The organism is Lentzea sp. NPDC004782, assembly GCF_040609115.1.
Taxonomy (GTDB): Bacteria; Actinomycetota; Actinomycetes; order Mycobacteriales; family Pseudonocardiaceae; genus Lentzea.
On sequence record NZ_JBEXJN010000035.1, the window covers coordinates 49,551 to 72,774 of the forward strand.

Annotated in this window: 21 protein-coding genes; 4 read left to right on the forward strand and 17 right to left on the reverse strand. The window is 69.9% G+C overall.

Features of this window, described 5'->3' with window-relative positions; translation table 11 throughout:
* Positions 1 to 40: 40 nt before the first annotated feature.
* The 10 genes from ABZV40_RS28890 to ABZV40_RS28935 all read right to left on the reverse strand — a co-directional run bounded on the left by ABZV40_RS28890 (position 41) and on the right by ABZV40_RS28935 (position 10,268).
* The gene (locus ABZV40_RS28890) at positions 41 to 1,783 is read right to left on the reverse strand and encodes a phosphoenolpyruvate carboxykinase (GTP) (RefSeq protein WP_355448169.1); all 1,743 of its coding nucleotides are present in this window, start codon (positions 1,781 to 1,783) and stop codon (positions 41 to 43) included.
* The gene (locus ABZV40_RS28895; protein WP_355448172.1) at positions 1,780 to 2,532 is read right to left on the reverse strand and encodes a hypothetical protein; all 753 of its coding nucleotides are present in this window, start codon (positions 2,530 to 2,532) and stop codon (positions 1,780 to 1,782) included. The genes ABZV40_RS28890 and ABZV40_RS28895 overlap by 4 nt, the downstream gene beginning before the upstream one ends.
* Positions 2,529 to 2,735 (reverse strand): hypothetical protein, encoded by a 207-nt coding sequence (locus ABZV40_RS28900; protein WP_355448175.1) that lies wholly within the window; start codon positions 2,733 to 2,735, stop codon positions 2,529 to 2,531. The genes ABZV40_RS28895 and ABZV40_RS28900 overlap by 4 nt, the downstream gene beginning before the upstream one ends.
* 80 nt (positions 2,736 to 2,815) lie before the next feature.
* Positions 2,816 to 4,288, reverse strand: a complete 1,473-nt coding sequence (locus ABZV40_RS28905; RefSeq protein WP_355448178.1) for an NADH-quinone oxidoreductase subunit C — start codon at positions 4,286 to 4,288, stop codon at positions 2,816 to 2,818.
* Positions 4,285 to 5,748: a proton-conducting transporter membrane subunit gene (locus ABZV40_RS28910; RefSeq protein WP_355448181.1), complete on the reverse strand. Its 1,464-nt coding sequence runs from the start codon at positions 5,746 to 5,748 to the stop codon at positions 4,285 to 4,287. The genes ABZV40_RS28905 and ABZV40_RS28910 overlap by 4 nt, the downstream gene beginning before the upstream one ends.
* Entirely contained in the window at positions 5,748 to 6,401 is a 654-nt protein-coding gene (locus tag ABZV40_RS28915; RefSeq protein ID WP_355448184.1) for a hypothetical protein, read from the reverse strand. The genes ABZV40_RS28910 and ABZV40_RS28915 overlap by 1 nt, the downstream gene beginning before the upstream one ends.
* Positions 6,402 to 6,411: 10 nt before the next feature.
* Positions 6,412 to 7,359, reverse strand: a complete 948-nt coding sequence (locus ABZV40_RS28920) for an NADH-quinone oxidoreductase subunit H (RefSeq protein ID WP_355448186.1) — start codon at positions 7,357 to 7,359, stop codon at positions 6,412 to 6,414.
* Positions 7,356 to 9,350 carry a proton-conducting transporter membrane subunit gene (locus ABZV40_RS28925; RefSeq protein WP_355448189.1) on the reverse strand — a complete coding sequence of 665 codons (1,995 nt, stop codon included), beginning with the start codon at positions 9,348 to 9,350 and terminating at the stop codon, positions 7,356 to 7,358. Before ABZV40_RS28925 ends, ABZV40_RS28920 begins: the two co-directional genes overlap by 4 nt.
* Positions 9,347 to 9,832 carry an NADH-quinone oxidoreductase subunit NuoB gene (nuoB, locus tag ABZV40_RS28930; RefSeq protein WP_355448192.1) on the reverse strand — a complete coding sequence of 162 codons (486 nt, stop codon included), beginning with the start codon at positions 9,830 to 9,832 and terminating at the stop codon, positions 9,347 to 9,349. The genes ABZV40_RS28925 and nuoB overlap by 4 nt, the downstream gene beginning before the upstream one ends.
* Positions 9,833 to 9,917: 85 nt before the next feature.
* Positions 9,918 to 10,268, reverse strand: coding sequence for a metalloregulator ArsR/SmtB family transcription factor (locus ABZV40_RS28935; protein WP_355448195.1), 351 nt, complete (start codon positions 10,266 to 10,268; stop codon positions 9,918 to 9,920).
* Between the two features lie 106 nt (positions 10,269 to 10,374).
* Here ABZV40_RS28935 and ABZV40_RS28940 point away from each other — a divergent pair, with 106 nt between their 5' ends.
* Positions 10,375 to 10,770: a DUF5313 family protein gene (locus tag ABZV40_RS28940; RefSeq protein WP_355448198.1), complete on the forward strand. Its 396-nt coding sequence runs from the start codon at positions 10,375 to 10,377 to the stop codon at positions 10,768 to 10,770.
* Between the two features lie 127 nt (positions 10,771 to 10,897).
* Here the strand turns inward: ABZV40_RS28940 and ABZV40_RS28945 are convergent, their stop codons facing one another.
* Positions 10,898 to 12,418 (reverse strand): right-handed parallel beta-helix repeat-containing protein, encoded by a 1,521-nt coding sequence (locus ABZV40_RS28945; protein WP_355448201.1) that lies wholly within the window; start codon positions 12,416 to 12,418, stop codon positions 10,898 to 10,900.
* A 67-nt stretch (positions 12,419 to 12,485) separates the two neighbouring features.
* A complete protein-coding gene (locus ABZV40_RS28950; protein ID WP_355448203.1) occupies positions 12,486 to 13,292 on the reverse strand; it encodes an SDR family oxidoreductase in 807 nt (268 codons plus the stop codon).
* Positions 13,293 to 13,358: 66 nt separating this feature from the next.
* Between ABZV40_RS28950 and ABZV40_RS28955 the strand changes: the two genes are divergently transcribed.
* Positions 13,359 to 14,144, forward strand: coding sequence for a helix-turn-helix domain-containing protein (locus tag ABZV40_RS28955; protein ID WP_355448206.1), 786 nt, complete (start codon positions 13,359 to 13,361; stop codon positions 14,142 to 14,144).
* 310 nt (positions 14,145 to 14,454) lie between these two features.
* The gene (locus ABZV40_RS28960; RefSeq protein WP_355448209.1) at positions 14,455 to 14,946 is read left to right on the forward strand and encodes an NUDIX domain-containing protein; all 492 of its coding nucleotides are present in this window, start codon (positions 14,455 to 14,457) and stop codon (positions 14,944 to 14,946) included.
* Here ABZV40_RS28960 and ABZV40_RS28965 read toward each other — a convergent pair whose 3' ends face one another.
* The 3 genes from ABZV40_RS28965 to ABZV40_RS28975 form a co-directional block, all read right to left on the reverse strand.
* Positions 14,947 to 15,150: a DUF397 domain-containing protein gene (locus ABZV40_RS28965; protein WP_355448212.1), complete on the reverse strand. Its 204-nt coding sequence runs from the start codon at positions 15,148 to 15,150 to the stop codon at positions 14,947 to 14,949.
* A 39-nt stretch (positions 15,151 to 15,189) separates the two neighbouring features.
* Entirely contained in the window at positions 15,190 to 16,050 is an 861-nt protein-coding gene (locus tag ABZV40_RS28970) for a helix-turn-helix transcriptional regulator (RefSeq protein WP_355448215.1), read from the reverse strand.
* 414 nt (positions 16,051 to 16,464) lie between these two features.
* Positions 16,465 to 16,635: a hypothetical protein gene (locus ABZV40_RS28975; protein WP_355448218.1), complete on the reverse strand. Its 171-nt coding sequence runs from the start codon at positions 16,633 to 16,635 to the stop codon at positions 16,465 to 16,467.
* Between the two features lie 281 nt (positions 16,636 to 16,916).
* On the opposite strand from ABZV40_RS28975, the gene ABZV40_RS28980 reads away from it, so the two are divergent.
* The gene (locus ABZV40_RS28980; RefSeq protein ID WP_355448221.1) at positions 16,917 to 17,768 is read left to right on the forward strand and encodes a helix-turn-helix transcriptional regulator; all 852 of its coding nucleotides are present in this window, start codon (positions 16,917 to 16,919) and stop codon (positions 17,766 to 17,768) included.
* Between the two features lie 32 nt (positions 17,769 to 17,800).
* Here ABZV40_RS28980 and ABZV40_RS28985 read toward each other — a convergent pair whose 3' ends face one another.
* Positions 17,801 to 21,064: a family 78 glycoside hydrolase catalytic domain gene (locus tag ABZV40_RS28985; protein ID WP_355448224.1), complete on the reverse strand. Its 3,264-nt coding sequence runs from the start codon at positions 21,062 to 21,064 to the stop codon at positions 17,801 to 17,803.
* A 3-nt stretch (positions 21,065 to 21,067) separates the two neighbouring features.
* Complete coding sequence (locus tag ABZV40_RS28990) at positions 21,068 to 23,122, reverse strand: RICIN domain-containing protein (RefSeq protein ID WP_355448227.1); 2,055 nt, start codon at positions 23,120 to 23,122, stop codon at positions 21,068 to 21,070.
* Positions 23,123 to 23,224 lie beyond the last annotated feature (102 nt).

The following is a 23,224-nucleotide window of genomic DNA, read 5'->3' on the forward strand; positions in this document are numbered from 1 at the left end:
CCTTACCAACTGCGCAACCCCCGAATCGCCTGGCACAACTTCAGTCGAGGCGGCGCCGGAGCGCCTCCAGCTCGTCGTGCAGGGCCGCGGGGAGCCTGTCCCCGATGGTGGCGAACCACTGTTCGATCAGCGGGAGCTCGGCGCGCCACTCGTCGTGGTCGACGGTGAGCGCCTGGCGGACGTCCCAGTGCGACGACGGGTCGAGGCCGCGCAGGTCGAGGGCCTTGGCGCCGGGGACCCAGCCGACCGGGGTGTGGAACGCGGTCGCGTGGCCTTCGATGCGGTCGACCACCCATTTGAGGATGCGCGCGTTCTCACCGAACCCGGGCCACAGCAACCGGCCGTCGTCGCCGCGGCGGAACCAGTTGACGTAGAAGATCTTGGGCAGTTTCGCGGTGTCCTTGCCGGCGTCGATCCAGTGCTGGAGGTAGTCGCCGACGTGGTAACCGAGGAACGGCAGCATCGCCATGGGGTCGCGGCGCACCCCACCGGTGGTCTCCGAGGACAGCGTGGCGCCCAGGAACACCCCGTGCCGCCAGTCGAAGGACTCCGCGACGAGCGGGACCGCGGTGGCGCGGCGGCCGCCGAAGAAGATCGCCGAGATCGGCACACCGCCGGGATCGTCCCATTCCGCCGCGATGACCGGACATTGAGCGATCGGGGCGCAGTAGCGGGAACCGGGGTGTGCGGCCGGTTCGGTGGAATCGGGCGTCCAGTCATCGCGGCGCCAGGAGGTGAGGTGGTCCGGCGCGATGTCGGAGCAGCCCTCCCACCAGACGTCGCCGTCGTCGGTGAGCGCGACGTTGGTGAAGACGGAGTTGCCTTCGGCCAGGGTGCGCATGGCGTTGGGGTTGGTTCTCCAGCCGGTGCCGGGCGCGACGCCGGAGAAGCCGTTCCCGGGGTTGACGGCGTAGAGGCGGCCGTCGTCGCCGAAACGCAGCCAGGCGACGTCGTCGCCGAGGGTTTCGACCTTCCAGCCGGGAATCGAGGGCTCGAGCATGGCGAGGCTGGTCCTGCCGCACGCCGAGGGGAACGCGGCGGCGATGTGGTGGACCGTGCCGTGGGGTGAGGTCAGCTTGAGGATGAGCATGTGCTCGGCGAACCAGCCCTCGTCGCGTGCCATCACGCTCGTGATGCCCAGCAGGGCGTTGCCGCCGTGGCCGGAGCCGTAGCTCCAGACCGTCCGTTCCTCGGGGAACTGGGTGACGTACCTGGTCCGGTCGCACGGCCACGGCACGTCGGCCTGACCGGGCTTCAACGGGGCTCCGACGGAGTGCAGGCATCGCACGAACTCCGCGTCCTCGCCGAACAGTTCCAGTGCCGCGCTGCCCGCACGGGTCATGACGTGCATCGAGATCACCACGTACGCGGAGTCGGTGATCTTCACGCCCAGCACGGGTTTCTCGGCGGTGAGCGGTCCCAGGCAGAACGGGACGACGTACATCGTCCGGCCCGCCATGCTGCCCCGGTAGTGCTCGGTCATGACGATCTTCATGTCGAGCGGGTCCATCCAGTTTCCGGTGGGCCCGGCATCGGCTTCGTCGACCGTGCAGAGGTAGGTGTGCTCCTCGTCCCGCGCGACATCGGCAGGGTCCGAGGCGCACCAGAACGAGTTCGGCTTCTTCTCCAGCCGCACCAGCGTGCCCGCCTCGACCAGCCGGTCGGTCAACCGGCGCCATTCCAGCGGGGAACCGTCGCACCACACCACCCGGTCGGGAGTGGTCAGCGCCGCGACCTCGGACACCCACTCCAGCAGGCCGCGGTGTGCGGTGGGGGCGGTCATCGTGCGGCTCCTCGGTGCAGTGCGTCCGTCGCGAACTCGGCGACCTGGCGGGTGAGGGTCTCGTCGATCCGCCGGGGCAGCTGTTCGCCGGGCGGGGTGGCGGCCGACAACACGACGGCGCAGGCGTGCTGCACCTCCGGGGTCAGCCGTGCTCGCGGGTGCCGGGTGAGCGCCTGCAGCAGGCCGGGCAGGGCCAGCACCGGGTCGCGGGCGGGATCCGGCACGATCACCGCCGGTGCGGCGTGCCGGGGCCAGGCGAACCGGCCGCCGCCACCGACCAGGTTGATCACGGCGTTGGCGTCGGCGGCGATGCGGCGCAACGGGAACGCGAGCGCGTCGGCGGGGTTCCACGTGGTGATGTCCCGGATGCCCGCCGCCAGCAGGACGGGGTTGAGCAGCGGCATGGTGTTCGCGCCCGCGATGACGACCCTGCTGGTCTCCGGCGTGCGACCGGCGCGGCCCAATGAGGTCAGCAGCGCCGCGGTCAGCGCGACCGCGGTGCAGTCCCGATCGGTGAGGACCGGGACACCGACGACGGAGGTGCGTGCCCGCTGCTCCCGTTCGGGCGTGGCGCGGACGAGCAGCACCGCGCCGGTGCCGGTCGGGAGGTTGTGCAGCCCGTAGTCCGAGGCGATCACCTTGGTCGCCAGCCCCGCCTGCTCTTCGACCAGTGCGGCGTAGCGGCGCAGCACGGCGGTGGTGGCGCCGATTCCACCCACCACGGCGACAACGGCGCGTTCCGCGGTCAACGTGCGAGTCCCGAGTTCTCCAGCAGCGCCGGGTCGAACCACCGGGTGGTGTCGATGCCGTGCTGGGCGGCTCGGTCGAGCAGGTCGCGCATCCTGGCGCTGTGCAGGTGGACCTCGTACTCGTGGCCGGCTTCCACGGCCCGCTTCAGCATCTCCTCGGCCTCGGCGACCTTGCTTCGCAGCTCTGCTTCGAACTCGCTCATCGTCCTCGACATCTCCCTCGTCCGCCGACTCCATGATCTGCGGACTTAAATAAGTATGCAACTCTTTGGGTGCTGCGTCACTACAGGTCGTTGCCGGCGTAGGACAGGTTGAAGCTCTTGTTGGTCAACGGGAAGTCGGGAACGATCGTGTCGGCCAGCGCGACCGGCAGCGCGGGCCAGTTGAAGAAGCTGGGATCCACGACCTTCACCCGGCTCAGCCGTCCGTCGCCGTCCAGCTCGACGCGGTGCACGATCGTGCCGCGCCAGCCCTCGACGATGCCGACCCCGGAACCTCCGGTGGAGGTGACCGCCGGACCTGTCGCGCCGGTCCGGCCGCCGAGCATGTCGGCGAGGCTGGTGATCATGGCGATGGACGTCGCCATCTCCTCCGCGCGCACCAGGAAACGGGACAGCACGTCGCCGTCGGTCCGGGAGTGCACCGTGCGGGAGAACTCCGCGCACAGGAACGGGTGGTCGTGGCGGGCGTCGACGGCCAGGCCGCTGGCACGGGCCACGACGCCGAGCGTGCCGAGGTCGGCGGCCTGGTCGCGGCTCAGCGGGGCGGTGCCGGTGAACCGGTCGGCCACCACGGTGTTCGACAGGGCCAGCGCGACGATCTCGGCCGCGTCGGCGCCGATGGCGGCCAGCTCACGAGGGTCGGGCAGCGCGGTGATCGTGGCGCCGCCGGGGTGGACGGCGCCGCGCAGCAACCGATGACCGGTGACAGTGTCGTTGAGGCGCAACAGACGTTCACGGACGCGCTGGGCGTGGGCGTTCAGCACACCGTAGGCGACGTCGTTGCACAGGGCACCGATGTCGGTGATGTGGTTGTAGAGGCGTTCGAGCTCCAGAAGGATCGCGCGGATGCGTTGCGCGTCCTCGGGCACCGGCCACCGGTGGGCGTCCTCGACGGCGAGGCAGTACGCGAGCGTGTGCCCGACGCTGGTGTCGCCGCTGATCCGTTCCGCCAGCTCGACCCCCCGGTCCGGGGTGCGCCCGCGGAAGAGCTTTTCGAGTCCTCTGTGGACGAACCAGAGGCGGGCCTTGAGGTTGAGGATGGTCTCGCCGACCACGGAGAACCGGAAGTGCCCCGGCCCGATCATGCCGGCGTGCACCGGGCCGACCGGGATCTCGTACACGCCGGGGCCTTCGACCGTGCGGAACGGGTACGGCCCGTCGACGCTGCCGAACGCGGGCGGGTCGCCCGCGTCGGTGAGCATCGGATACCAGCCCCGCGGCCAGTGGAAGTGGCGCACGAGCCGTTGTGGCAGCGGGTGGCCGGTGGGCACGATGCCGAACAGGTCGTGCATCTCGCGTTCGAACCGCCCGGCGGCGAACGACGACCCCGCCAGGCTCGGCACCGCGGGTGTGCCGGGGTCGAGCGGCACGTGCAGTTCGACCCTGCGGTCCGGGGCGACCGCGGTGAACAGGTACACCGCCCGCAACCGGTCCCCGTCGTCGTGACCCGCGACCAGCGCCAGCCGGAAACCTCGCTCCAGCAGGGCGTCGGCCTGATCGGGCAGTTCGGCGGGGGTGAGCGTTTTCGTGATCATCGAGTCACCACCAGGGGATGGGTGGCCAGGTCGAGCAGGGCGGGCAGCCCTCCGGCGGCGACGCCGAGCACGGCGCAGGCGAGCAGCCCGCCGGCCAGCGCGATCGGGACCGGTGACGCGGCCGCGGTGCCCGCAGCGTCCTCAGTGGGCGGTGGGCCGAGCAGCATGCGGCTGGTGCCGGTGATCAGCGCGGCGGCGATCACCAGGACCAGCAGCAGCGCGGCCGAGGTGACCAGGCCGAGACCCGCGCTGAAACCGGCGCGGACGATGCCGAGCTCGCTGGCGAACAGGCTGAACGGGGGCAGGCCGATCAAGGCGAGCACACCGGCCCCGAACGTCGTGGCGAGCGCGGGATGGCGGGCGAGCAGGCCGCGCACGCCGTCGATCCGGCTGGTGCCGGTGACCTGCAGGACGCGGCCGGCGCCGAGGAACAGCACCGCCTTCGCCAGGCCGTGCCCGAGGACGTGCAGGAGCGCCGCGGTCAGCGCGAGAGGGCTGCCGATCGCGGCTCCGAACGCGACCAGGCCGAGGTGTTCGATGCTGGAGTAGGCCAGCATCCGCTTGTAGTCGCGCTGCCCGATCAGCAACGACGCGGCCAGCACGAGCGACGCCAGCGCCATCACGGTGAGCAGCGTGCGGGCGAACCCGGTGCCCAGCGCGGCGTCGCTGATCACCTTGACCCGCAGGATCGCGTAGAGCGCCACCGACAGCAGCACCCCGGACATCAGCGCGGACACCGGCGCCGGGGCCTGGGAATGCGCGTCGGGCAGCCACGCGTGCAGCGGTGCCAGGCCGGCCTTCGTGCCGAAACCGAGCACCAGCAACACGATCGCGATCCGGGTGACGCCGGGGTCCAGCCCCGGTGCCTGCGCGCTGAGCGTGACGAGATCCAGGCCCGCGGTGCCGGGGGTGTGGGCGGCGGCGAAGTTGAGCACGATCGTGCCCAGCAGTGCGAGGGCGATCCCGGCCGAGCAGATCACCACGTACTTCCACGCGGCCTCGACCGAGGCCCTGGTGCGGCGTTGCCCGACCAGGAACGCGGTGACGATCGTGGTCGCCTCGACCGCCACCCACACCACGCCGAGGTTCGCGGCGAGCACCGCGAGCGCCATCGTGGCCAGGAACAGCTGCACGAGCACGCCGTGCCGCGCGGCCGTGCGGGTCGTCGCCCTGCCCGCCTCGACCTCGGTGCGGAAGTACGCGGGCGTGGCCGCCGTGGCGATCAGCCCGACCGCGCCGATCACCAGCAGCATGAACGCCGACAAGGCGTCCGCGCGCAGCAGACCGGCCGGTGCGGTCACGGGCCCGGATCGGCTCACCCGCACCGCCAGCGCGACCGCGGTGGCCAGCACGACAGCGGCGGACGCGGCACCGGCCCAGGTGGTGGCGCGGCGCCGGCCGAACAGCAGGTGGACGAGCGCACCGAGCACGGGCACTCCCACGGGAACGAGCAGAGTCATCAGTCGCGCAACTCCCGCAGTTCGTCGAGGTCGGTGTCGCCGAAGGTCTCCCGCATCCGGGTGGTGAGCACCTGCATGACCAGCACGGCCAGCAGGACGTCGAGCGACACCCCGAGCTCCACCACGAGGCCGACGCCCGTGGTGGTGAGGAGGAAACCGACGGCGGTGATTCCGTTGTCCATCAACAGGAACCCGACCAGCTGCGACAGCGCGCGCCGCCGGGTGACCAGCACGAAGAACCCGATCAGCACCACCGTCACCCCGACCGGGACGGCCTGCGTCGCCGCCGACGGCGCCAGCTGCACCAGCGGCTGGGACACCGCGTAGGCGAGCAGCGTCAACGCGGCGGCGGCCAGCAGCGACGCGGACACGTTCACCAACGGCCGGGTCTCCCGCCGCGACTCCCCCGCGCCCGCCAGCGCCCGGCGCAGCAGGTGCGGCAGGATTCCCGCCCGCAGCACCAGCACCCCGGCGGCAACGGCCCACAGCTCGGCGGAGCCCTCGTGGGCCGCCAGCACGCCCACGAGCACGGCGAGCACGGCACCCTGCAACGCGAACACCCGGATGATCACCGCGAGCTCGCGGCGCCACAGCACCAGCACCGCGGTCAGCAACAGGGCACCGCAGGCCAGGTCCAGCAGCTGTACGTGCACGGTCCCCTCCTCAGGCCAGGAAGAACGAGGCCGCGACGGCCAGCAGCGCGAGCAGGAACGACCCGGCCAGCAGCTCGGGCACCCGGAAGAGCCGCAGCTTGGCCACGAACACCTCGGCGGCGGCCAGCAGCCCGCCGAGCACACCGACCTTCACCACCAGGGCCAGCACCCCGATCAGCACCGCCAGCGGCGTGGCCTCGGCAGCGATTCCCCACGGTGCGAACAAGTTCGCCAGCAGCCCGAGGAACACCGACAGCCGCATGGCCGATGCCAGTTCCACCAGCGCCAGATCAGGTCCCGCATACTCCAGCACCATCGCTTCGTGGACCATCGTCAGCTCAAGGTGCGTCGACGGGTTGTCCACCGGGATGCGGCCCGTCTCGGCCACGATCACCACCACGAGCGCGACCGCGGCCAGCAGGCTCACCGGAGAGATCACCCGCGCCGGATCGTGCAGCGTCGACGAGACGATGGCGCTCAGGTTGGTCGACCCGACCCGCACCGACAACGCGAAGATCGCCACCAGCAGCGTCGGCTCCACCAGCGCGAGAATCGTCATCTCCCGGCTGGCGCCCATCCCGCCGAACGCCGTGCCGGTGTCAAGCCCCGCCAACGCGAGCGCCACCGCACCCAGGGCCAGCAACGCCACCACCGCGAACAGGTCCGCCGCGGGGTCCACAGCGGACTCCGTCGCGACGAACGGCACCACGACCGCGACCACCAGGGTCGTCGCCACCAGCACCAGCGGCGCGAAGCGGAACACCTCGCTCGTGCCCCGTGGCGTGATCCGCTCCTTGCGCAGCAGCTTGCGCAGATCACGCCACGGCTGCCCGACGCCCGCGCCGGCACGGCCCTCCAGCCGGGCCCGCACCTGCCGCATCAGCCCGACCAGCAACGGCGATCCGGCCACGATCAGCACCGGCTGCACGACCCCGCCGGCCAACCCGAGTGCGCTCATCGCGTCACCGCCAGGAGGATCAGCACGCCGCACACCGAGTAGAACCCGTAGCCGAGGTAGCGGTGCACGCTGCCCGGCGCCAGCCCGCGCCCCGCCAGGCCCCACGCGGTGACCAGGTCCAGCACCGGCTGGTAGAGACGCCGTTCGATCCGGTCAGGCACCTTCCGCCGGTATTCGACGGCCTGCACGAGATAGCGCGACTCCTGGTGGTGCGACACGTCCACGTCCAGCTCCGGCTGCACCACGTCGTCGAACACCCGCTGCAGCGGCTCGGCGAACGACGTCGCCGTGTACTCCATGCGCGCCGACATCGGTCCACCACCGCAGTCCCACAGCCGCGCCTCCCGGCGCACCCGCCGCACCGCGACCGCCCGCACCACACCGGCCACCACGACCGCGGCGGCCACGAGTCCGAGAGTGAGCAGCAGCGGCGACAACGCGCCGGTGACCTGGTTCAGCCGCAGCGTCACGGCACCGGACACCGCGCTCTCACCGGCCGCGGCTCGGACAGCGGGCATGATCGCGGCCGGCCAGAGCGCGACCACCACGCAGGCGAGGGCGGCGACGCCCATGCCGGCGAGCATCGTGAACGGGCTCTCGTGCGCGCCCACCACGGCTTCGCTGCGGGGTCTGGCCAGGAATCCCACCCCGAACGCCTTCACGAACGTGGCCACCGCCAGCCCCGCGGTCAGCGCCACCGCCGCCACCGCGACCGGCATCGCGATCGCCGCACCCACCCCGCCCGCGGGCAGGCCGTGGATCAACGCCTGCAGCAACAACCACTCCGACACGAACGCCGTTCCCGGCGGCAGTGCCGAGGCCGCCAGCGCCCCCAGCCCGAACGCCGCCGTGGTCACCGGCATCACGGGCCGCAGCCCGCCCAGCACGTCGAGATCACGGCTGCCGGTCGCGTGCAGCACCGAGCCCGCCGCGAGGAACAGCAGCGTCTTGAACGCCGCGTGCCCGACCACGTGCAGCAGCGCCGCGGTCAGCGCCAGTGCGGCCAGGGCGTGGTCGCCGGAGGACGCGAACAACCCGGCCGCGCCGACGCCGACGAGCACCAGCCCCATGTTCTCCGTCGTCGACTGTCCCAGCAGCCGCTTCAGGTCCGAGCTCAGCGCGGCCTGCAGGATCCCGTACACCGCCGACACCGCGCCCAGCCCGAGCACCAGCAGCCACCACCACGCCGCACCGCCGCCGAGCAGGTCGGCCCCGACCCGCACCAGCCCGTACACGCCGAGGTTCACCATCGCCGCCGACATCAACGCCGACACGTGGCTGGGTGCCTCCGGATGCGCCCGCGGCAGCCATGCGTGCAACGGCACGATGCCCGCCTTGGACGCGAAACCCGCCAGCGTCATCACGAACACCACACCCGCGATGACCGGCGACAGCTGGCGTCCCGCCTCGCGTAACGCGGCGAACGAGTCGTCCCGTGCGTGTGCGACGAACACCATCAGTCCGATCAGGACGGACACGAAACCCGCATGGGTCATCACCGCGTACCACCGGCCCGCCGAGGCCACCTGCGGGCCGCGCCGGTGCTCGGCGACCACCAGCACCAGTGACGTCAGCGCCATCAGCTCCCAGCACACCAGCAACGTGCCCACGTTCGCCGCGGCCGGCACCAGCACCATCGCCACCACGAACACGGGTAACGCCACCTGCACGCCACGTGCCCGCAGGTCCTCGGTGTCCACATAGGACATCGCGTAGATCCCCGCCGCCACGGCCACACCGCCGGTCACGGCCACGAACAGCCCGCCCAGCGGATCCAGCGCCAGCACGACCCCCGACAGCGGCAGCACTCCGGGCAGCACAAGGGAGAACGAGCCGCCGGACAGCGCCGCGGCACCCGCGGTCATCGCCGCCGCACCCGTCAGCGCCGTTCCCGCACCGACCACCGCCGGCCGCGCGCGAACCACCGCCAGCAAGGCCGTCATCAGTCCGATGGCCACCGCCGCGGCCATCCCCGTCGCAGCGAGGTTCATCGGCCGGTCAGCTTCCGCAGTCCCTCGACGATCGCCTCCGGCCGCGGCGGACAGCCCGGGATCTCCACGTCGACCGGCACCACGTCGCGCACCGCACCGGCCACCCCGTAGGCACCCGCGAAGACGCCGCAGTTGCGCGCACAGTCCCCGACCGCCACGACCAGCTTCGGCGCCGGGACGGAGTCGAACGTCCGCCGCAACGGCTCGGCCATGTTCCGCGTCACGACCCCGGTCACCAGCAACGCGTCGGCGTGCCGCGGCGAGGCCACCAACCGCGCGCCGTACCGCTCACCGTCGTGGACCGGCCCGAACGCCGACCCGATCTCGACCTCGCACCCGTTGCACGACCCGGCGTCGACGTGCCGGAGCTGCACCGAGCCACCCAGCACCGCCGCCTGTTCCGGCCGCACGCCGTCCGGCGGCGGCGGTGCCGGCTCGGCCACTCGTCCGGTCCGGCGGATCTTGCGCCACAAACTCAGCACGCTCTCGCTCCCGCGGTGGAGTCGGTCAGGTCGGAGAAGCAGGAGCGGTCACCCCGCCGTCGGGGGTTTGCGGGGTGACCGCGGCTCAACCGGTGCGCGGCACCGGTGGACTGGTCGCGCGGAGGTCCTCGAGCAGCTCGGCCTGCCCGGCCAGCACACCCGACAGGATCCGGCGCGCCGCGACCAGCAACTCGGCCACGTGCGGGCTGGTCAGCGAGTAGTGGACCGCCGCGCCTTCCTTGCGGGTGGTGACCAGGCCGGCCCGGCGCAGCAACGCGAGCTGCCCGGACAGGTTCGCGGGTTCGACCCCCACCTGCGGCACCAGCTCCGCGACCGCGTGCTCACGCAGGCTCAACAGCTCCAGCACCCGGATCCGAACCGGGTGCCCGAGCGTTTTGAAGAACTCCGCCTTGAGCTGGTACAGCGGCTTGCTCATCGGCGCACCTCTTCCCTCTCACGCGCAGCCCGGCGGATGGTCGCAGGCTTCAGCACTTGCTAATCTTAGCAAGTCCGAAACAGTGCAGCCCGACAGGACCTCAACCGTGACCTTGCGCGGAACCAGACCCAACCCGTTCCAATGGCTGTGGTACGCGGTCGGCGGCCGACTCCCCCAGCGGTGCAACCCGTGGGTCCTGCACGACGTCACCTGCCGCACCTGGGCGGTGCGGCACTTCGTCCGCGCCTTCTTCCAGATGTCGCCGATCCTGCTGCTGCTCCTGCTGCCCGGACCGCTCTACATCCGGATCCTGTCGATCCTGCTCGGCATGTTCGTCGGCTACTTCTACTCAATGACGTACATGTGGCACACCACCGAGCAACGCCTCGTGAAACAGGGCTTCGAGAGAGGACTCGGCGCACAGACGCGCCGCGCCAAGCACGCCGAGGCGGACGCCCGTGCCAGGGCGGCCTACGAGCAGCTCTACCGCAGCAGCCCCTGACCAGCCGCTCCTCGACGGCGCGTCGGGAAAAACGCGGCCGTGACGGTGGATGAAGGGCTCCTTGCTCCACCTGGCGTGGATGAAGGAGCCCTTCATCGAGCAAGCCCGCCCGTTCAGCACCGTCTTGTCATTGACCTGACCCGAGCGTGGCGACCGGACAGGTCGGCGCGACGTTCCAGCGGTTGCCGGTCGAGACGATCGACGGCGGGAAGCCGCCCGCCGCCCGTTGTGAGCACTGCAGCGAACGGGTGGCGCCGCTCGACGAGTTGAGGGCGACCGTGACGCCGCGGAACGGCTCCGGCCGCGAGTCGAGCCGGACGGCCGCGAAGTAGGGGCCGGGGCCGGTCACCGTGTTGCCCGTGATCATCGCGCTCTCGATCGGCCCGGTGATGCCCTGCAGCGCGATCCCGGAACCGTCGGGGGCGGCTTCGGTGAACGTGATGTCGTTGTCGCGAACGGCGATCTCGTGCACCGAGTCGCCGTAGATCGCGTCCGCGTTGCCGTCCGCGACGATCGTGTTGCCGCTCACCGTCACCTGGGCGGGAATCCCGCCGCTGTGCGGAACGATTCGAACACCGGGACCGGGCACGCCGTGCCGCCGGATGATGTTGCCGGTGATCTTGTCGCGGGTGGCGACGTTCTGCGAGTCGACGACCCCGCCTCCGGTCCCCGCCGTCACGTCGAACGTGTTGCCGGTGACGACGACGTCCTCGGTCCGGTAGAGGGCGAGTCCCTTGCCGCTGAAGGTGTTCCCGGTGATCGTGGCGTGCCGGTAGGTCGACAGCGCGACGCTGGAGGTCACGGTCGAATCGGCGAACGAGTTGCCCTCCAGCCGCAGGCCGTCGTCCCAGTCGCCTCCGGTGGCGTCGCCGTCGAACGCGGTGTCGCCGATCAGCTCGCCGAAGTGGTTGCCCAGCACCGCCAGCGAGAACACGTTGCGCTGCACGCCGATTCCCGAGCGCGCGCAGTTGACGAACGACGCGCCCGTGATGGTCACGCGCTTGACCGGCGTGGCCGGCGTGTTGCCCAGCACCCGGATGCAGTCGCCCTTGCGCGCGCCGCCGGTTGCCGGCGGATGGGCGAAGACGACGTCGCGCACCGTGACGTCCGTGACCGGCATCGAGCAGGTCCCGTTCGCCGTCGTGCACACGCCGGAGCCGATCGCGATCGCGTGGGTCTGCTCGTCGGTGTTGGTCGTCGCCGAGGTGTCGATCTTGAGCCGCTCCACGGTGACGTCGCTCGCCCCGGGATCGATCGAGATCACCGAAACCGCCCCCGCCTGCTGGTCTCCCACGAGTTCGAGCACGGTGCCCGGACCGCTGCCGCTGAACGTCACGCGCGCTCCGTGCGTGGACAGCGCCGCCGCCCGGTTGTAGGACCCCACCGGCGCGCGGGTCACCCGCCAGCGCCCGGTGCCCAGGCACACCGTGCCACCGCCCGCGGCGCTCGCCGCGTCGATGGCGGCCTGGACGGGAACCCGGTCGTCCGCGCCGTCGTCCGGCACGGCACCGAAGGCCGCGGGGTCGAAACACCCGCCTGGCCCCGACCCTGCCCTGGATCCGGCCGCCTGGACGGCGACCCCGGTCCCGAGCGACAACGTGGCGATCGCCGCGGTCACCAGCAACATCCGTCGTTTGCTCCGCTTCATGCGGCCACCGTCGCAGGAGCCGTCGACAGTCCGTCGACAGTCCTCGGTGCCCGGCCGTCTCGCCGGGTCACGCGGTCTCGGCCAGCTCCCGCCATTGCCGCCACGTGTCGAGCCGCTGCTCGTAGACCTTCTCGGCGACCGGGTACGGGTAGCTGCCGAGGAACAACCGCAGCGGCGGTTCCGGCAGGTCGACCAGCCTGAGCAGCACGTCAGCGGTGACGGCCGGGTCACGCGGTGTACGGGCGGCGGCGCCGGACCGGCGGGCCTGCCGGATCGGCTCGTAGGCCGCGATCGGGTCGGTGTGCACCGCCGACGCCCCGGACCAATCGGTGCCGTACGGCCCCGGCTCGACGATCGTCACCTTGACACCGAGCGGACCGACCTCCTGGACCAGCGCCTCGCTCATCCCCTCGAGGCCCCACTTGGAGGCGTTGTAAAGGCCCAGGGACGGGAAGGCGGCGATGCCGCCGATGCTGGAAACCTGGACGAGGTGCCCGCCGCCCTGCGCCCGCATGATCGGCAAGGCGGCCTGGGTCACCCACAGCGGGCCGAACAGGTTGGTCTCGATCTGGGCCCTGGCCTGCTCCTCGGTCGTCTCCTCGATCATGCCGAACAGGCCGTAACCGGCGTTGTTGACGACCACGTCCAGGCCACCGAAGGTTTTCGCGGCACGGTCGACCGCGGCGAAGACCTGAGCGCGGTCGGTCACGTCGAGCGCGATCGGCAGGAGGCGGTCGCCGTAGGTCCCGGCCAGGTCGCCGAGCGCCTCGACCTGGCGCGCCGTCGCGGCGACCCGGTCACCGCGCTCGAGTGCCGCCGCCGCCCACGTGCGTCCGAAGCCCCGGGACGTCCCGGTGATGAACCATGTCTTCATGGCCTCCACCGTGCCGCCACGGCGAACCGGCAACCAGCACCCCCGCGGGGATACCCTCGGCAGTCGATGACACGCGACAACGTTCTCGGAGCGTTCCTCCAGGCACGCCGGGCCCGCGTGCGGCCGGATGAGGTGGGGCTGGCCACCTACGGCCGGCGCCGGGTGCCCGGACTGCGGCGCGACGAGCTCGCGCACCTGGCCGGCGTCTCCGTCCAGTACCTGACCAGGCTGGAACAAGGCGTCGACCGCAACCCGTCCCCCCAGGTCGTGGACGCGCTGGCGACGGCGCTGCGCCTCGACCCCGACGCCGCCGCCCACCTGCGCGCCCTCGCGGCCCCGCCGTCCGAACCGCCCGAGCCCGGCGAGGCCCGCGCCGAGGTGCAGCACCTGCTCGACTCGTGGGGCAGCACTCCGGCGTACGTCCGCGACCGCTGGTTCGACGTGCGGATGGCCAACAAGGCGGCCATGGTGCTCGCCCCGCTGTACCACCCCGGCCGCAACCTGGTCCGCGACGTCTTCCTCGACCCAGCCGCCCGCACGTTGTTCCCGGACTGGTCCGACATCGCCGCGCAGACGGTCGCGGCCCTGCGCGCGACGGCCGACCCACGCGACCCGCGGACGGCCGCACTGGTGGCCGAACTGCGGTCGCACGACGAGTTCCGCTCGTTGTGGGACCGGCACGACGTACGCCCGTCCCGCGACGAGACCAAGCGGTTCGACCACCCCGACGCGGGCCTGCTCACCCTGCGCCGCCAGACCCTCACCATCGGCGGAGCCGAGGACCACGTGATCATCGTCTACCAGGCCGAGCCCGGCAGTTCCTCGGCCGACGCCCTGGCAAGGCTGCTGTAGCCCTCGACTGTCCGAACCGGACGTAGCGTGATCGATGAACGCCGTTGCGCACGACACGGTTGCCGAGACCACGAACGCGGACGGTCAGTACGTCCACGAGACCAGAGAAATGGCGGCAGACGGATCGCGGCTGACCGATCACTCGGGACTCGCCGTTCGGTTTGAGCTGACCTCAAACGGAACGCTGCTAACGTCTGATCCCCGCCACGGCGGTCAACGCGCACAACGAGCCGGAGCCGACTCTGTTCTGAACTCCGCACCCCCGCGCCGACTGCCACCCGATCAGCCGACCGCGAGGAACGCCCGCCGGATGTCCACCACCGTCACCACCCCGCGCATCGGCGCTCGGGTGCTGCTGCTCGACGCCAACGACCGCGTGTTGCTCATCCACGCCTGCGATCCGCACGACCGCAGTCACGATTGGTGGGAGTTGCCCGGCGGCGGCTTGGACGAGGACGAGGATCCGGCTGATGCCGCGCGTCGCGAAGTGGCCGAGGAGACCGGACTCGTCCTTCCCTCACTGGGACGCAAGCTGTGGATCCGAGAGTCGCGCTTCCACTACAAGGGCCGCGACCACCACCGCGTCGACCACGTCTTCCTCGGTCGCATCACGGACACCGCTCCCACGGTCGCGCTCAAGCCCACCGAGAACGAGAAGGCCGGACTGATCGAACGGCGCTGGTGGTCGGCCGCTGAGCTGCACCAGACCACCGCCAAGCTCCTTCCTGCCAGGCTCCCCGAATTGGTCGAGGAACTCCTGGCAGGAACCCTGAGCACCGCGCCACTCAGCCTGTCGGACTGACTACTCGCTCACCCAGGCCGTGAACTGGGACCACGCGCCCCCGCAGAAAGCCAGGCGGCCTTCGTCGGGTGCCTTGGAGTCGCGAACGCCGACCTGATCAGTCCCGAACCTGATCTCGACGCAGGCACTCTCGCTCGGCTGGCTGTAGGAAGACTTGAACCAGGACGTGAACCCGATATCGGGAGTTGCTGATGGCTCGTTCATCTCGTAAGCCGGTCCTTCCACCGCTGCTGTCACAAAACGTCACGACGGCCACGGTCCACCCACGAACGTGAGGAAGTTCGCCGCTTGATCCGACTCAAGCGCGACCTTCTCCTGCGCCCTCCACAGCTCCAGGTACCGCTTGACGATCTTCGGCTCGTGCAGGACCGCCTGCTCGTCGTAACGCTCAACGTAGACGAGGTGTAGCGCAGGGTCAGCCTCATATGTGGCGAGGTGGTAGTCGGTCTCCTGGCCCGGATAGAAACCATGGCTGAACGGCAGCCATTTGATGTGCACGTTGGGAAGGTTCGTGACCTCGGCCAATCGCCTGAGCTGGCCCGCCCAGATGCCCGTGGTGTCCGAGATGAGGCTCACTCGCGCAACCGCGGCCTGGTCGATGATGAACTCGAACCGGTGCTCCGGGTCCAGGAGCGCCTCCTGCCGTCGAACGCGGAGATCGACGAGCCGATCGATCTCCTCGGCAGCGACCCCAGCCGCCTCCATGAGGTAACGCATCAACTCGACGGTCTGGAGCATGCCGGGCAGAAGCATGCTTGCCTTGCAGCGAATCACCGTGGCCGTGCGCTCCATGTCGACCAGCTTGCGCATCGGCTCCGATTTGAACTTCCAGCGAAGGTCGCTCTTCGGCACTGCAACCGACCCGAGCTCGGCATGCCGGGTGATCTGTGTCCACGTCTCAGCATCCCCGCCGAGCGCCGCCTTGAGCTTCTCCAGGATCTCGACCGTGAAGAGCTTCTGGCCTCGTTCCAGCTCGACTTGGGTCGGCTGGCTCCATCCGCACTCGCCTGCCACATCGCGCTGAGTGCGTTCGCCGCGCAGCGCTTCGAGCAGTCGGCCGCACTGGATGTTGTGGATGAAGGCCGGCATCTCGACGGACGCCATGCACGCACCTCCTGAAGAAGAAACCGCACCCGAGGTGCGCTGCTACGGACAGTAGCAGGGTCACATTCATCAGAATGGGGCATTATCGGACTCCAATATTGGACTGTAAGCTCGTCCCACCAGCCAGAGATCTGGGCTTGTGCGAGGGAGGGTTGCGAGGTGATCTCCAATATCGATACACAGCGTGGCTTCGGTTCCCCGATCGCACCCTCCGAGAGCGTTCGCCGGCAGGGCGGCGAGCCAGGAGTCGGGCGTGTCGTTGCTGGCGCCCGCTCTCCGGCCGTACGGCGTTGCCGCTATCCGACCCCGGCGAATGAGCGCGCCACGGCACGGTCGACGCCGTACCCGGCCGTGGCGCTGCTTCTTCGGTCAAGCCCGGCTTCGACGACTCACGGCCGCGCGAGTTGGAAGGGATCAGCGATGGGCAATCTGGTCTTGTTCGCCGAGCTGCGTCAACGCCTCGATGATCACCTTGAGCTCGTGTCCCGAGTCGCGGCCGAAGGCGATGCGAAGTCTGCACTTTCGGTCATGCGGCAGGAGGTTCCGGGGTTGGTGGCCGCGTTCCACGCACTCGTTGACGAGCACGTGCCTGACGAGAACGGCTGCTGCCGAAAGTGCCGCAGCGGGCCGTTCTGGCGCAGACTGCCGGCGCCCTGCCGGATGCTGATCAAGGTTCACCTCGCCGTCGGTGCCGCGACGGCGACCACGCGGGACCGGACGTGCTGGAGTCCACGGCGCCACAGGTTGCGCGAGTCCACAACGGACTGAATACCAACGCCTCCTCCACAGCGCCTCACACCCGAACAAGGAACTCCGCCATGCCAAAGAGGTACTCCACTGCACGTGGTCGCGAATTCGGCGACGGCGTGCGAGCAGCCATCGCGCAAACCTCGCTGACCGCGCGAGAGATCGCCGGCGTGCTGGGCTGGCAGGAGGCCAAGGTCTCGGACATGGTGAACGGCAAGGGAGGGGTCAGCAGGCTCGAGGTCGCGGTGCTGCTGGGCCTTTGCCGGCTTCCACCCGCCGAGCGTGATCATCTGCTCGCGCTCTATCCCGCCAGACACCTGGAGGGCTGGTGGCAGCCGCACGGCAGGTGCGCACCCGCGCGACCCCGCACCGCCCTGACCCACCTCGCGATGGCCAAGACGGTGGTCAGCTGGCACACGCACGCGATACCGACGCCTCTGCGGACAGCTGCCTACATGCGCGCAATGCTGCTCGCGTCCGCCACCGTGCCCGAAGACGAGATCGAGGAGCGGTTGCTCGCACTGTGCGAGATGCAGGCGCTGCTTCGCAACGGTCCCGACTGCACGTTCTTCATCCACGACCTCGCGCTCGATCTTCAGGTCGGCGAACTCGACGACCACGTTGGCCAGTTCCAGCACCTCCTGCGCATGGCCAACCGGAGGAAGATCAAGATTCGGATCCTGCCCACGAGTACCCGCGCGCATGCGGGGATGGGCGGACCGTTCACGCAGCTGACGTTCGCGAACCTCAAGCCGCTGGTGTGGATCGAGAACGAGAACTCCAGCCTGTTCGTCGAGCAGAAGGATCAAGTCGAAGGTTACGAGGCAGTCGTCCGAGCGCTCGGCGAGGTCAGCTTGACCGAAGAAGAGTCGATGAATCTGATCGCTCGACGGTGCGTGCGCCTTCAGGAGGTCGACGAAGCCGAAGAGGCGGAACAGAAGGATCCGGACGACCCTTTCCCACCGCGATAGGTCGATGGATGTGCGAAGGCCCACGCACCGGCTCAACGACCACTCGACGTGGTCGGCCTTGACGCGGTGAAGCTGTACCGCCCGGACCCGACCGTCACCACAGTCGCTTTCCTGCTCGGATCCTGAGTGACACCGAGGACACCGGGTGCCTTGTGGAGCGGCTTGCCGGACTCCCTCACCGAACCGGCATCAGCTGACGGGATCACGATCTCCGCGGTGGTGTTGGCCGGCACGGTGACGGTCATCGTGAGCTTGTCCCCCTGCGACGACCACGAGTTCGCCAGCCTGCCGTACACGGTGTCGATGGCACCTTCGGCATGGGTGAGACCGCCGCCGATGTGCGGTTCGACCACACTGCGCCGGTACCCGGCCTCCTTGATCCGGAGGCCGGCGATGTGCTGGTGCATCCAGTCGGCGACCGCGCCGTAGGCGTAGTGGTTGAAGGAGTTCATGTCCACCGGGCCGAACGAGCCGTCGGGCTGGATCGAGTTCCAGCGCTCCCACACGGTCGTGGCGCCCTTGCGGATCTCGTAACCCCACGACGGGTAATCCTCTTTGGACAAGAGAGCGTAGGCGAGGTCGTCACGGCCGATGTTGGACAACGCCACGAGCAGCCACGGAGTACCGATGAAACCGGTCCGGAGGTGGTTGTCGCTCTCCGCGAGCTTGGCCACGTACTTCGTGCCCGCCTTGGCCTTCAGCGCCTGGTCGGTGATGAGCTCCAGGCCGAGTGCGAGGGCGTAGCCGGTCTGCGAGTTGCCCAGCACCGTCCCGTCCGCCGCCACGTAGGCGTTGGTGAACGCCGTGCGCACGTCCTCGTACAGCCGGGCGTACTCGGTGGCTTCGGTGTCACGGCCGATCGCCTTGGCCATGTCGGCCATCATCCGCACGTCCTGGGCCCAGATGGCGGTGCCGAGGACGCCCTGGTTCGACGGGTCGTCGAGGTTCAGCCAGTCGCCGGTGAAGAACGTCAGCCGCCCGGTCTCCAGGTTGTCCGGTCCGGCGCTCGCCCTGGCGTAGGCGAAGAAGCGGCTCATCGCCTCGTAGTTGTCCCGCACCACCTGGGTGTCCCCGTAGGCGTGCCACAGGGCGTGCGGGACAGTGATGATCGCGTCTTCCCAGCCGACCCCGCTCTCGTCGAACGCGCCGTTGGTGGACGGCACGACCGCCGGGATGGAGCCGCTGCCCTTCTGCTCGTCGCGCACGTCGGTCATCCACTTGCCCAGGAACGCCCGCATGTCGCTGAGATAAGTGGCGGTCGGCGCGAAGATGCTGATGTCGCCCGTCCAGCCCAGCCGCTCGTCGCGCGCCGGGGTGTCGGTGGGGATCGAGAGGAAGTTGCCGCGCGCGCCCCAGGTGACGTTGCTGTGCAGCTGGTTCAGCAGGTCGTGCGAGGTGCGCAGCGTGCCGGTGCGCTTCAGGTCCGAGCCCCAGACGACGCCCTTCACGTCCGCCGCGGCCGGCGGGGTGCTCAGACCGGTGATCTCGACGTACCGGAAGCCGTGCTGGGTGAACGTCGGCTGGTAGCTCACCGTGCCGTCGGCCGCGAACCGGTAGTAGTCGGTCGCCGTGGCGGCACGGAGGTTCTCCACGTACATCGTCCCGTCGCGGTTGAGCACCTCGGCGTGCCGGATCCTGGCGGTCTCGCCCGCCTTTCCGGCGATCTTCACCCGTGCGACGCCGACCATGTTCTGGCCGAGGTCGTAGATCGTGACGCCGGGGCGGGGCTTGCTGACCGCGACCGCGTCCAGCACCTGCGTCTCGCGCACCGGCTCGTCCGGTTGCGGCGTCAGCTTCGCGGTGTCGGACGGGCGGACGACGACCGGTTGCCACGACGAGTCGTCGAACCCGGCATCGGTCCAGCCCTGCCGCGCGAACCGGGCGTCGTAGGTCTCGCCGATCTGGTTGTCGGTCGCGGCGAACGGTCCCCGCTGCCACCGCCAGTCCGGCGTCGTGTCGACCCACTGCGCGGTGCCGTCGGTGTAGGTGATCTTCAACCGCGCGACCAGGGACAGGTCGGTGCCGTACTGGCCCTTGCCCGCCAGGCCGACCTTGCCCGCCCACCAGCCGTCGCCCAGCGCGGCACCGAGACCGTTCCCGCCGGCGCGGACGAGGCCGGTCACGTCGTAGGTCTGCGACTGGATGCGCTTGGTGTACTCGGTGTAGCCCGGTGCGAGGAACTGGTCGCCGACCTTGCGGCCGTTGAGGGTGAGCTCGTACACGCCGTGCGCCGAGGCGTAGATCCTCGCCTGCGCCACCTTCTTCCCTTGCAAGGTGCGGAACGACGTGCGCAGCAACGGCTCGTAGGAGTCGCCAAGCAGCAACGCGTCGGTGGTCCCGGTGACGGTCAGCTCGTGGTTCTCGATGCTGCCGCCGCTGAAGGGGTTGGGCACGGCGAGCTCGGGAGCAGCCAGCACGGTGCCGTCGGGCCTGGTCGCGGTGAACGACGTGACCGTCACCGACTCCTTCTCCCAGGTGCGCAGGCCCGGCCGCCCGACGGAGAAGTCCGAGACGGTGCGCGTGTCGACCGTGATGCCGTCCAGCACGGTCCGGATGGTCTCGCCCTGGACGGTGTAGGCGACCGCGTGGTCGCCGGAAAGCAGTCCGGCACGGGTGAACCCGAACGGCCGCAGGTCGACCTCGGCGAGCAACGCGTAGCCGCCGTTGAGGCGCCGGTGCGGTCGCAGCATCGGCACCGAGTCGGTGGACGTGCCGACGTTGAGCTGCCACATGTACGCGTTGTCGGCGTCCTTCGCGCGCAGGAACGTGCCGAACGCCTCGTTGTTCAGCCGGAACTTCACCGTGGCGGTGTAGTCGGTCCACTGCTCGTAGGCCGGCGCGGGCTTGCCGATCCAGGCCGCCGGCCCCCAGTCGGCCGGGGTGAGCAGACCCGTCTCGAACCACGCCGGCAGGCTCCAGGCGCTGGGAACACCCTTGTCGTCCCAGATCCGCACGCGCCAGTGGTACCGCGTCGCGGAGACCAGGGCCGGTCCTCCGTAGGCGATGTCGACCTGCTGCGGTGACTTGACCTTTCCGGTGCGCCACACGTCCGACGCTCCGGGTGAGGACCCGACCTGCACCTCATAAGCGGTCTGCGTCATCGCTCTGCGCGAGGACACGGACTTCCAGCCGAACGCCAGGGCGGCACCGGGGAGGCCGAGCGGGTTCGCCCTGCCGTTCGTGGTGAGCCCTTCGACCGTCGGCCGCGGTCCCGCGAGGCTCGGGGGCGCGGCTGCCGTGAACAGGGCGAGGCACGCCAGCGCGACGAGAACACGCGGCAAAGGACGGTTGGCCATCGTTCAGCGAACCTGCCACTTCTGGTTCGTGCCACCGTTGCAGGTCCACAGCACGATCTTCGTGCCGTTCGCGGTGCCCGCGCCGTAAGCGTCCAGGCACAGCCCGGACTGGACGCCGGTGATGGTGCCGTCGGAGTTCACGTTCCACTGCTGGTTCGTACGGCCGTGGCAGTCCCACGTCACGACTGCGGTACCGGCAGTGGTTCCTTCGCCATAGGCGTCCAGGCACTTGTTGCCGTACACCACCAGCTGCTTGTTCGTCGTGCGGCTCCAGCTCTGGTTGCTGCCGCCGTTGCAGTCCCACAGCTGGATCGCTGCGCCGTTCGCCGTGCTCGCGCCGCTGACCTCGACGCACTTGTTCGCGGAGACGGAGGTGATCGTCCCGGTCCCGCCGCCACCGCCGGGCCGCAGGAACAGGCCGAACTCGGCGATGGCCGGGTTGGACCTCGATCCGGTGATGCGCAGCCTCACCTGGCTCGTGGTGACCGGAGCGGACAGTCGGACCAGCTTCTTCTGGCCGATCGTGGTGTCACTCGCGATCTGGTTCCAGGAGCTGCCGTTCCAGGCGTCCACCGCGTACGACTGGACGCGCTGGCCGAGGTTCAGGTCCTCCTGGACGGACAGGACGTCGAAGGTGCGCGCCGAGGGCAGGGTGAACACCAGTCCGCCGGTCGAGGCGGACGGCTGCCAGGAGCTGTCCAGGTCGCCGTCCAGCGCCAGGTTCGGGGTGCGGCCGGCGAGGTTGCCCGTCCCGCTGTCGTTGGCCGCGGTCGCACCGGCGGCGAGGTTGGTGCCGAACGTCCCGGTGAGCCTCGCGTTGAACTGGTTGAGCACCGTGATCGCGGACTGGTCGAGCACGCCCTGCCGGTTCGGGCCGACGTTCAGCAGGGAGTTGCAGTTGCGGCCGACCGAGCCGTAGTACATCTCCTCGAGCTCCGGCACCGAACGCCACACCTCGTTGGGCTGCCAGAACCAGTTGTGGCGCGCGGAAAGCGTTCCGTTGCACTCGCCGGGTGTCCACTTGAGATAGTTCCAGGCGCTGGTGCCGTCCGCCTTGCGCCGGGACAGCAGGGCGTCGCTGCCGAGGTCGGGAGCGCCGTTCCCGCCGGGCGGGTTCACGATGTTGTCCGCGGCGATCGCGGCGTTGCCGACGTAGGGCACGACCGACGTCTCGGACTGCCGGGCGTAGCCGTCCTCGTTGCCGATCCAGCGGACGTCCGGCCCACCGTCGTTCAGCATCACCGCGTTGGGCTGGAGCGCGCGAACGATCTTGATCCAGTCGAGGAAGTTGTAGGGCTGGGGGCGGCCGGTGGGGTTCGCCATGTCCCACCACACCTCGTCGACCGAGCCGTACCTGGACATCAGCTCGTAGAGCGTGTTCTCGAAGTAGGTGTTGTAGTCGTCGGAGTTGAAGCGGAACGAGATCCCGTTGACGACCTCTGAGGGATCACCGGGGATGGTCACCTGCTTCTGCGCGCTGCCGTTGGCGAACCGCCCGCCGGGCTGGTTCTCGTGCAGGTCGGCCGGCGAGACGTAGATGCCCACCTTCAGCCCGTACTTGTGCATGGAGTCGGTGAAGTTCTTCACCACGTCGCCCTGGCCGTTCTGCCACGCGCGGTCGGAGGTGACGCCGAAGGCCGAGTACTTCGAGGGGAACAGCAGGAAACCGTCGTGGTGCTTGGCGGTGAGGATGCCGCCCTTGAACCCCGCGTCCTTGAGCGAGGCGGCCCACTGGTCGGTGTTCAGGCCCTGGGGTGTGAAGACGTTCGGGTCCTCGGTGCCGGTCCCCCACTCCCTGCCGGTGAAGGTGTTCACGCCGAAGTGGAGGAACGCCATCCGCTCCAGCCGCTGGTAGGCCAGCTGCCGAGGGGTGGGCACGACGTTCGTGGCGTTGTCGATGATCGTGGCGGCCGAGTCGGACGGTGCCACCGGGATGACCTGTGCCGGCGGCACCGCGGCGGAGCCCGTCGCCGGCAGGCCGAGCACGACCGCGCCGAGCACGGACAGGACGGTCAGTGCCCGGCGCGCTGCCGGCCGTCGCCGATTGGAGGAGTGCATGTCCGCGGTCCTTTCCCGGAGAATGCGCGGCTCACTGAAAACAGGCCTGAACGAGCGACTTCCTGGTTTTGCCGTTGTTCGGAAAATCGAAATGAACGGTGC

Excerpts from the sequence above, each read along its gene's own strand:
- ABZV40_RS28985 (WP_355448224.1), bottom strand. The coding sequence starts at position 21,064 with ATGGCCAACCGTCCTTTGCCGCGTGTTCTCGTCGCGCTGGCGTGCCTC.
- ABZV40_RS28920 (WP_355448186.1), bottom strand. The coding sequence starts at position 7,359 with ATGAGCGCACTCGGGTTGGCCGGCGGGGTCGTGCAGCCGGTGCTGATC.
- ABZV40_RS28910 (WP_355448181.1), bottom strand. The coding sequence starts at position 5,748 with ATGACTCTGCTCGTTCCCGTGGGAGTGCCCGTGCTCGGTGCGCTCGTC.
- ABZV40_RS28925 (WP_355448189.1), bottom strand. The coding sequence starts at position 9,350 with ATGAACCTCGCTGCGACGGGGATGGCCGCGGCGGTGGCCATCGGACTG.
- ABZV40_RS28960 (WP_355448209.1), top strand. The coding sequence starts at position 14,455 with ATGTCCACCACCGTCACCACCCCGCGCATCGGCGCTCGGGTGCTGCTG.
- ABZV40_RS28945 (WP_355448201.1), bottom strand. The coding sequence starts at position 12,418 with ATGAAGCGGAGCAAACGACGGATGTTGCTGGTGACCGCGGCGATCGCC.
- ABZV40_RS28935 (WP_355448195.1), bottom strand. The coding sequence starts at position 10,268 with ATGAGCAAGCCGCTGTACCAGCTCAAGGCGGAGTTCTTCAAAACGCTC.
- ABZV40_RS28890 (WP_355448169.1), bottom strand. The coding sequence starts at position 1,783 with ATGACCGCCCCCACCGCACACCGCGGCCTGCTGGAGTGGGTGTCCGAG.
- ABZV40_RS28900 (WP_355448175.1), bottom strand. The coding sequence starts at position 2,735 with ATGAGCGAGTTCGAAGCAGAGCTGCGAAGCAAGGTCGCCGAGGCCGAG.
- ABZV40_RS28905 (WP_355448178.1), bottom strand. The coding sequence starts at position 4,288 with ATGATCACGAAAACGCTCACCCCCGCCGAACTGCCCGATCAGGCCGAC.
- ABZV40_RS28970 (WP_355448215.1), bottom strand. The coding sequence starts at position 16,050 with ATGGCGTCCGTCGAGATGCCGGCCTTCATCCACAACATCCAGTGCGGC.
- ABZV40_RS28990 (WP_355448227.1), bottom strand. The coding sequence starts at position 23,122 with ATGCACTCCTCCAATCGGCGACGGCCGGCAGCGCGCCGGGCACTGACC.
- ABZV40_RS28955 (WP_355448206.1), top strand. The coding sequence starts at position 13,359 with ATGACACGCGACAACGTTCTCGGAGCGTTCCTCCAGGCACGCCGGGCC.
- ABZV40_RS28965 (WP_355448212.1), bottom strand. The coding sequence starts at position 15,150 with ATGAACGAGCCATCAGCAACTCCCGATATCGGGTTCACGTCCTGGTTC.
- ABZV40_RS28950 (WP_355448203.1), bottom strand. The coding sequence starts at position 13,292 with ATGAAGACATGGTTCATCACCGGGACGTCCCGGGGCTTCGGACGCACG.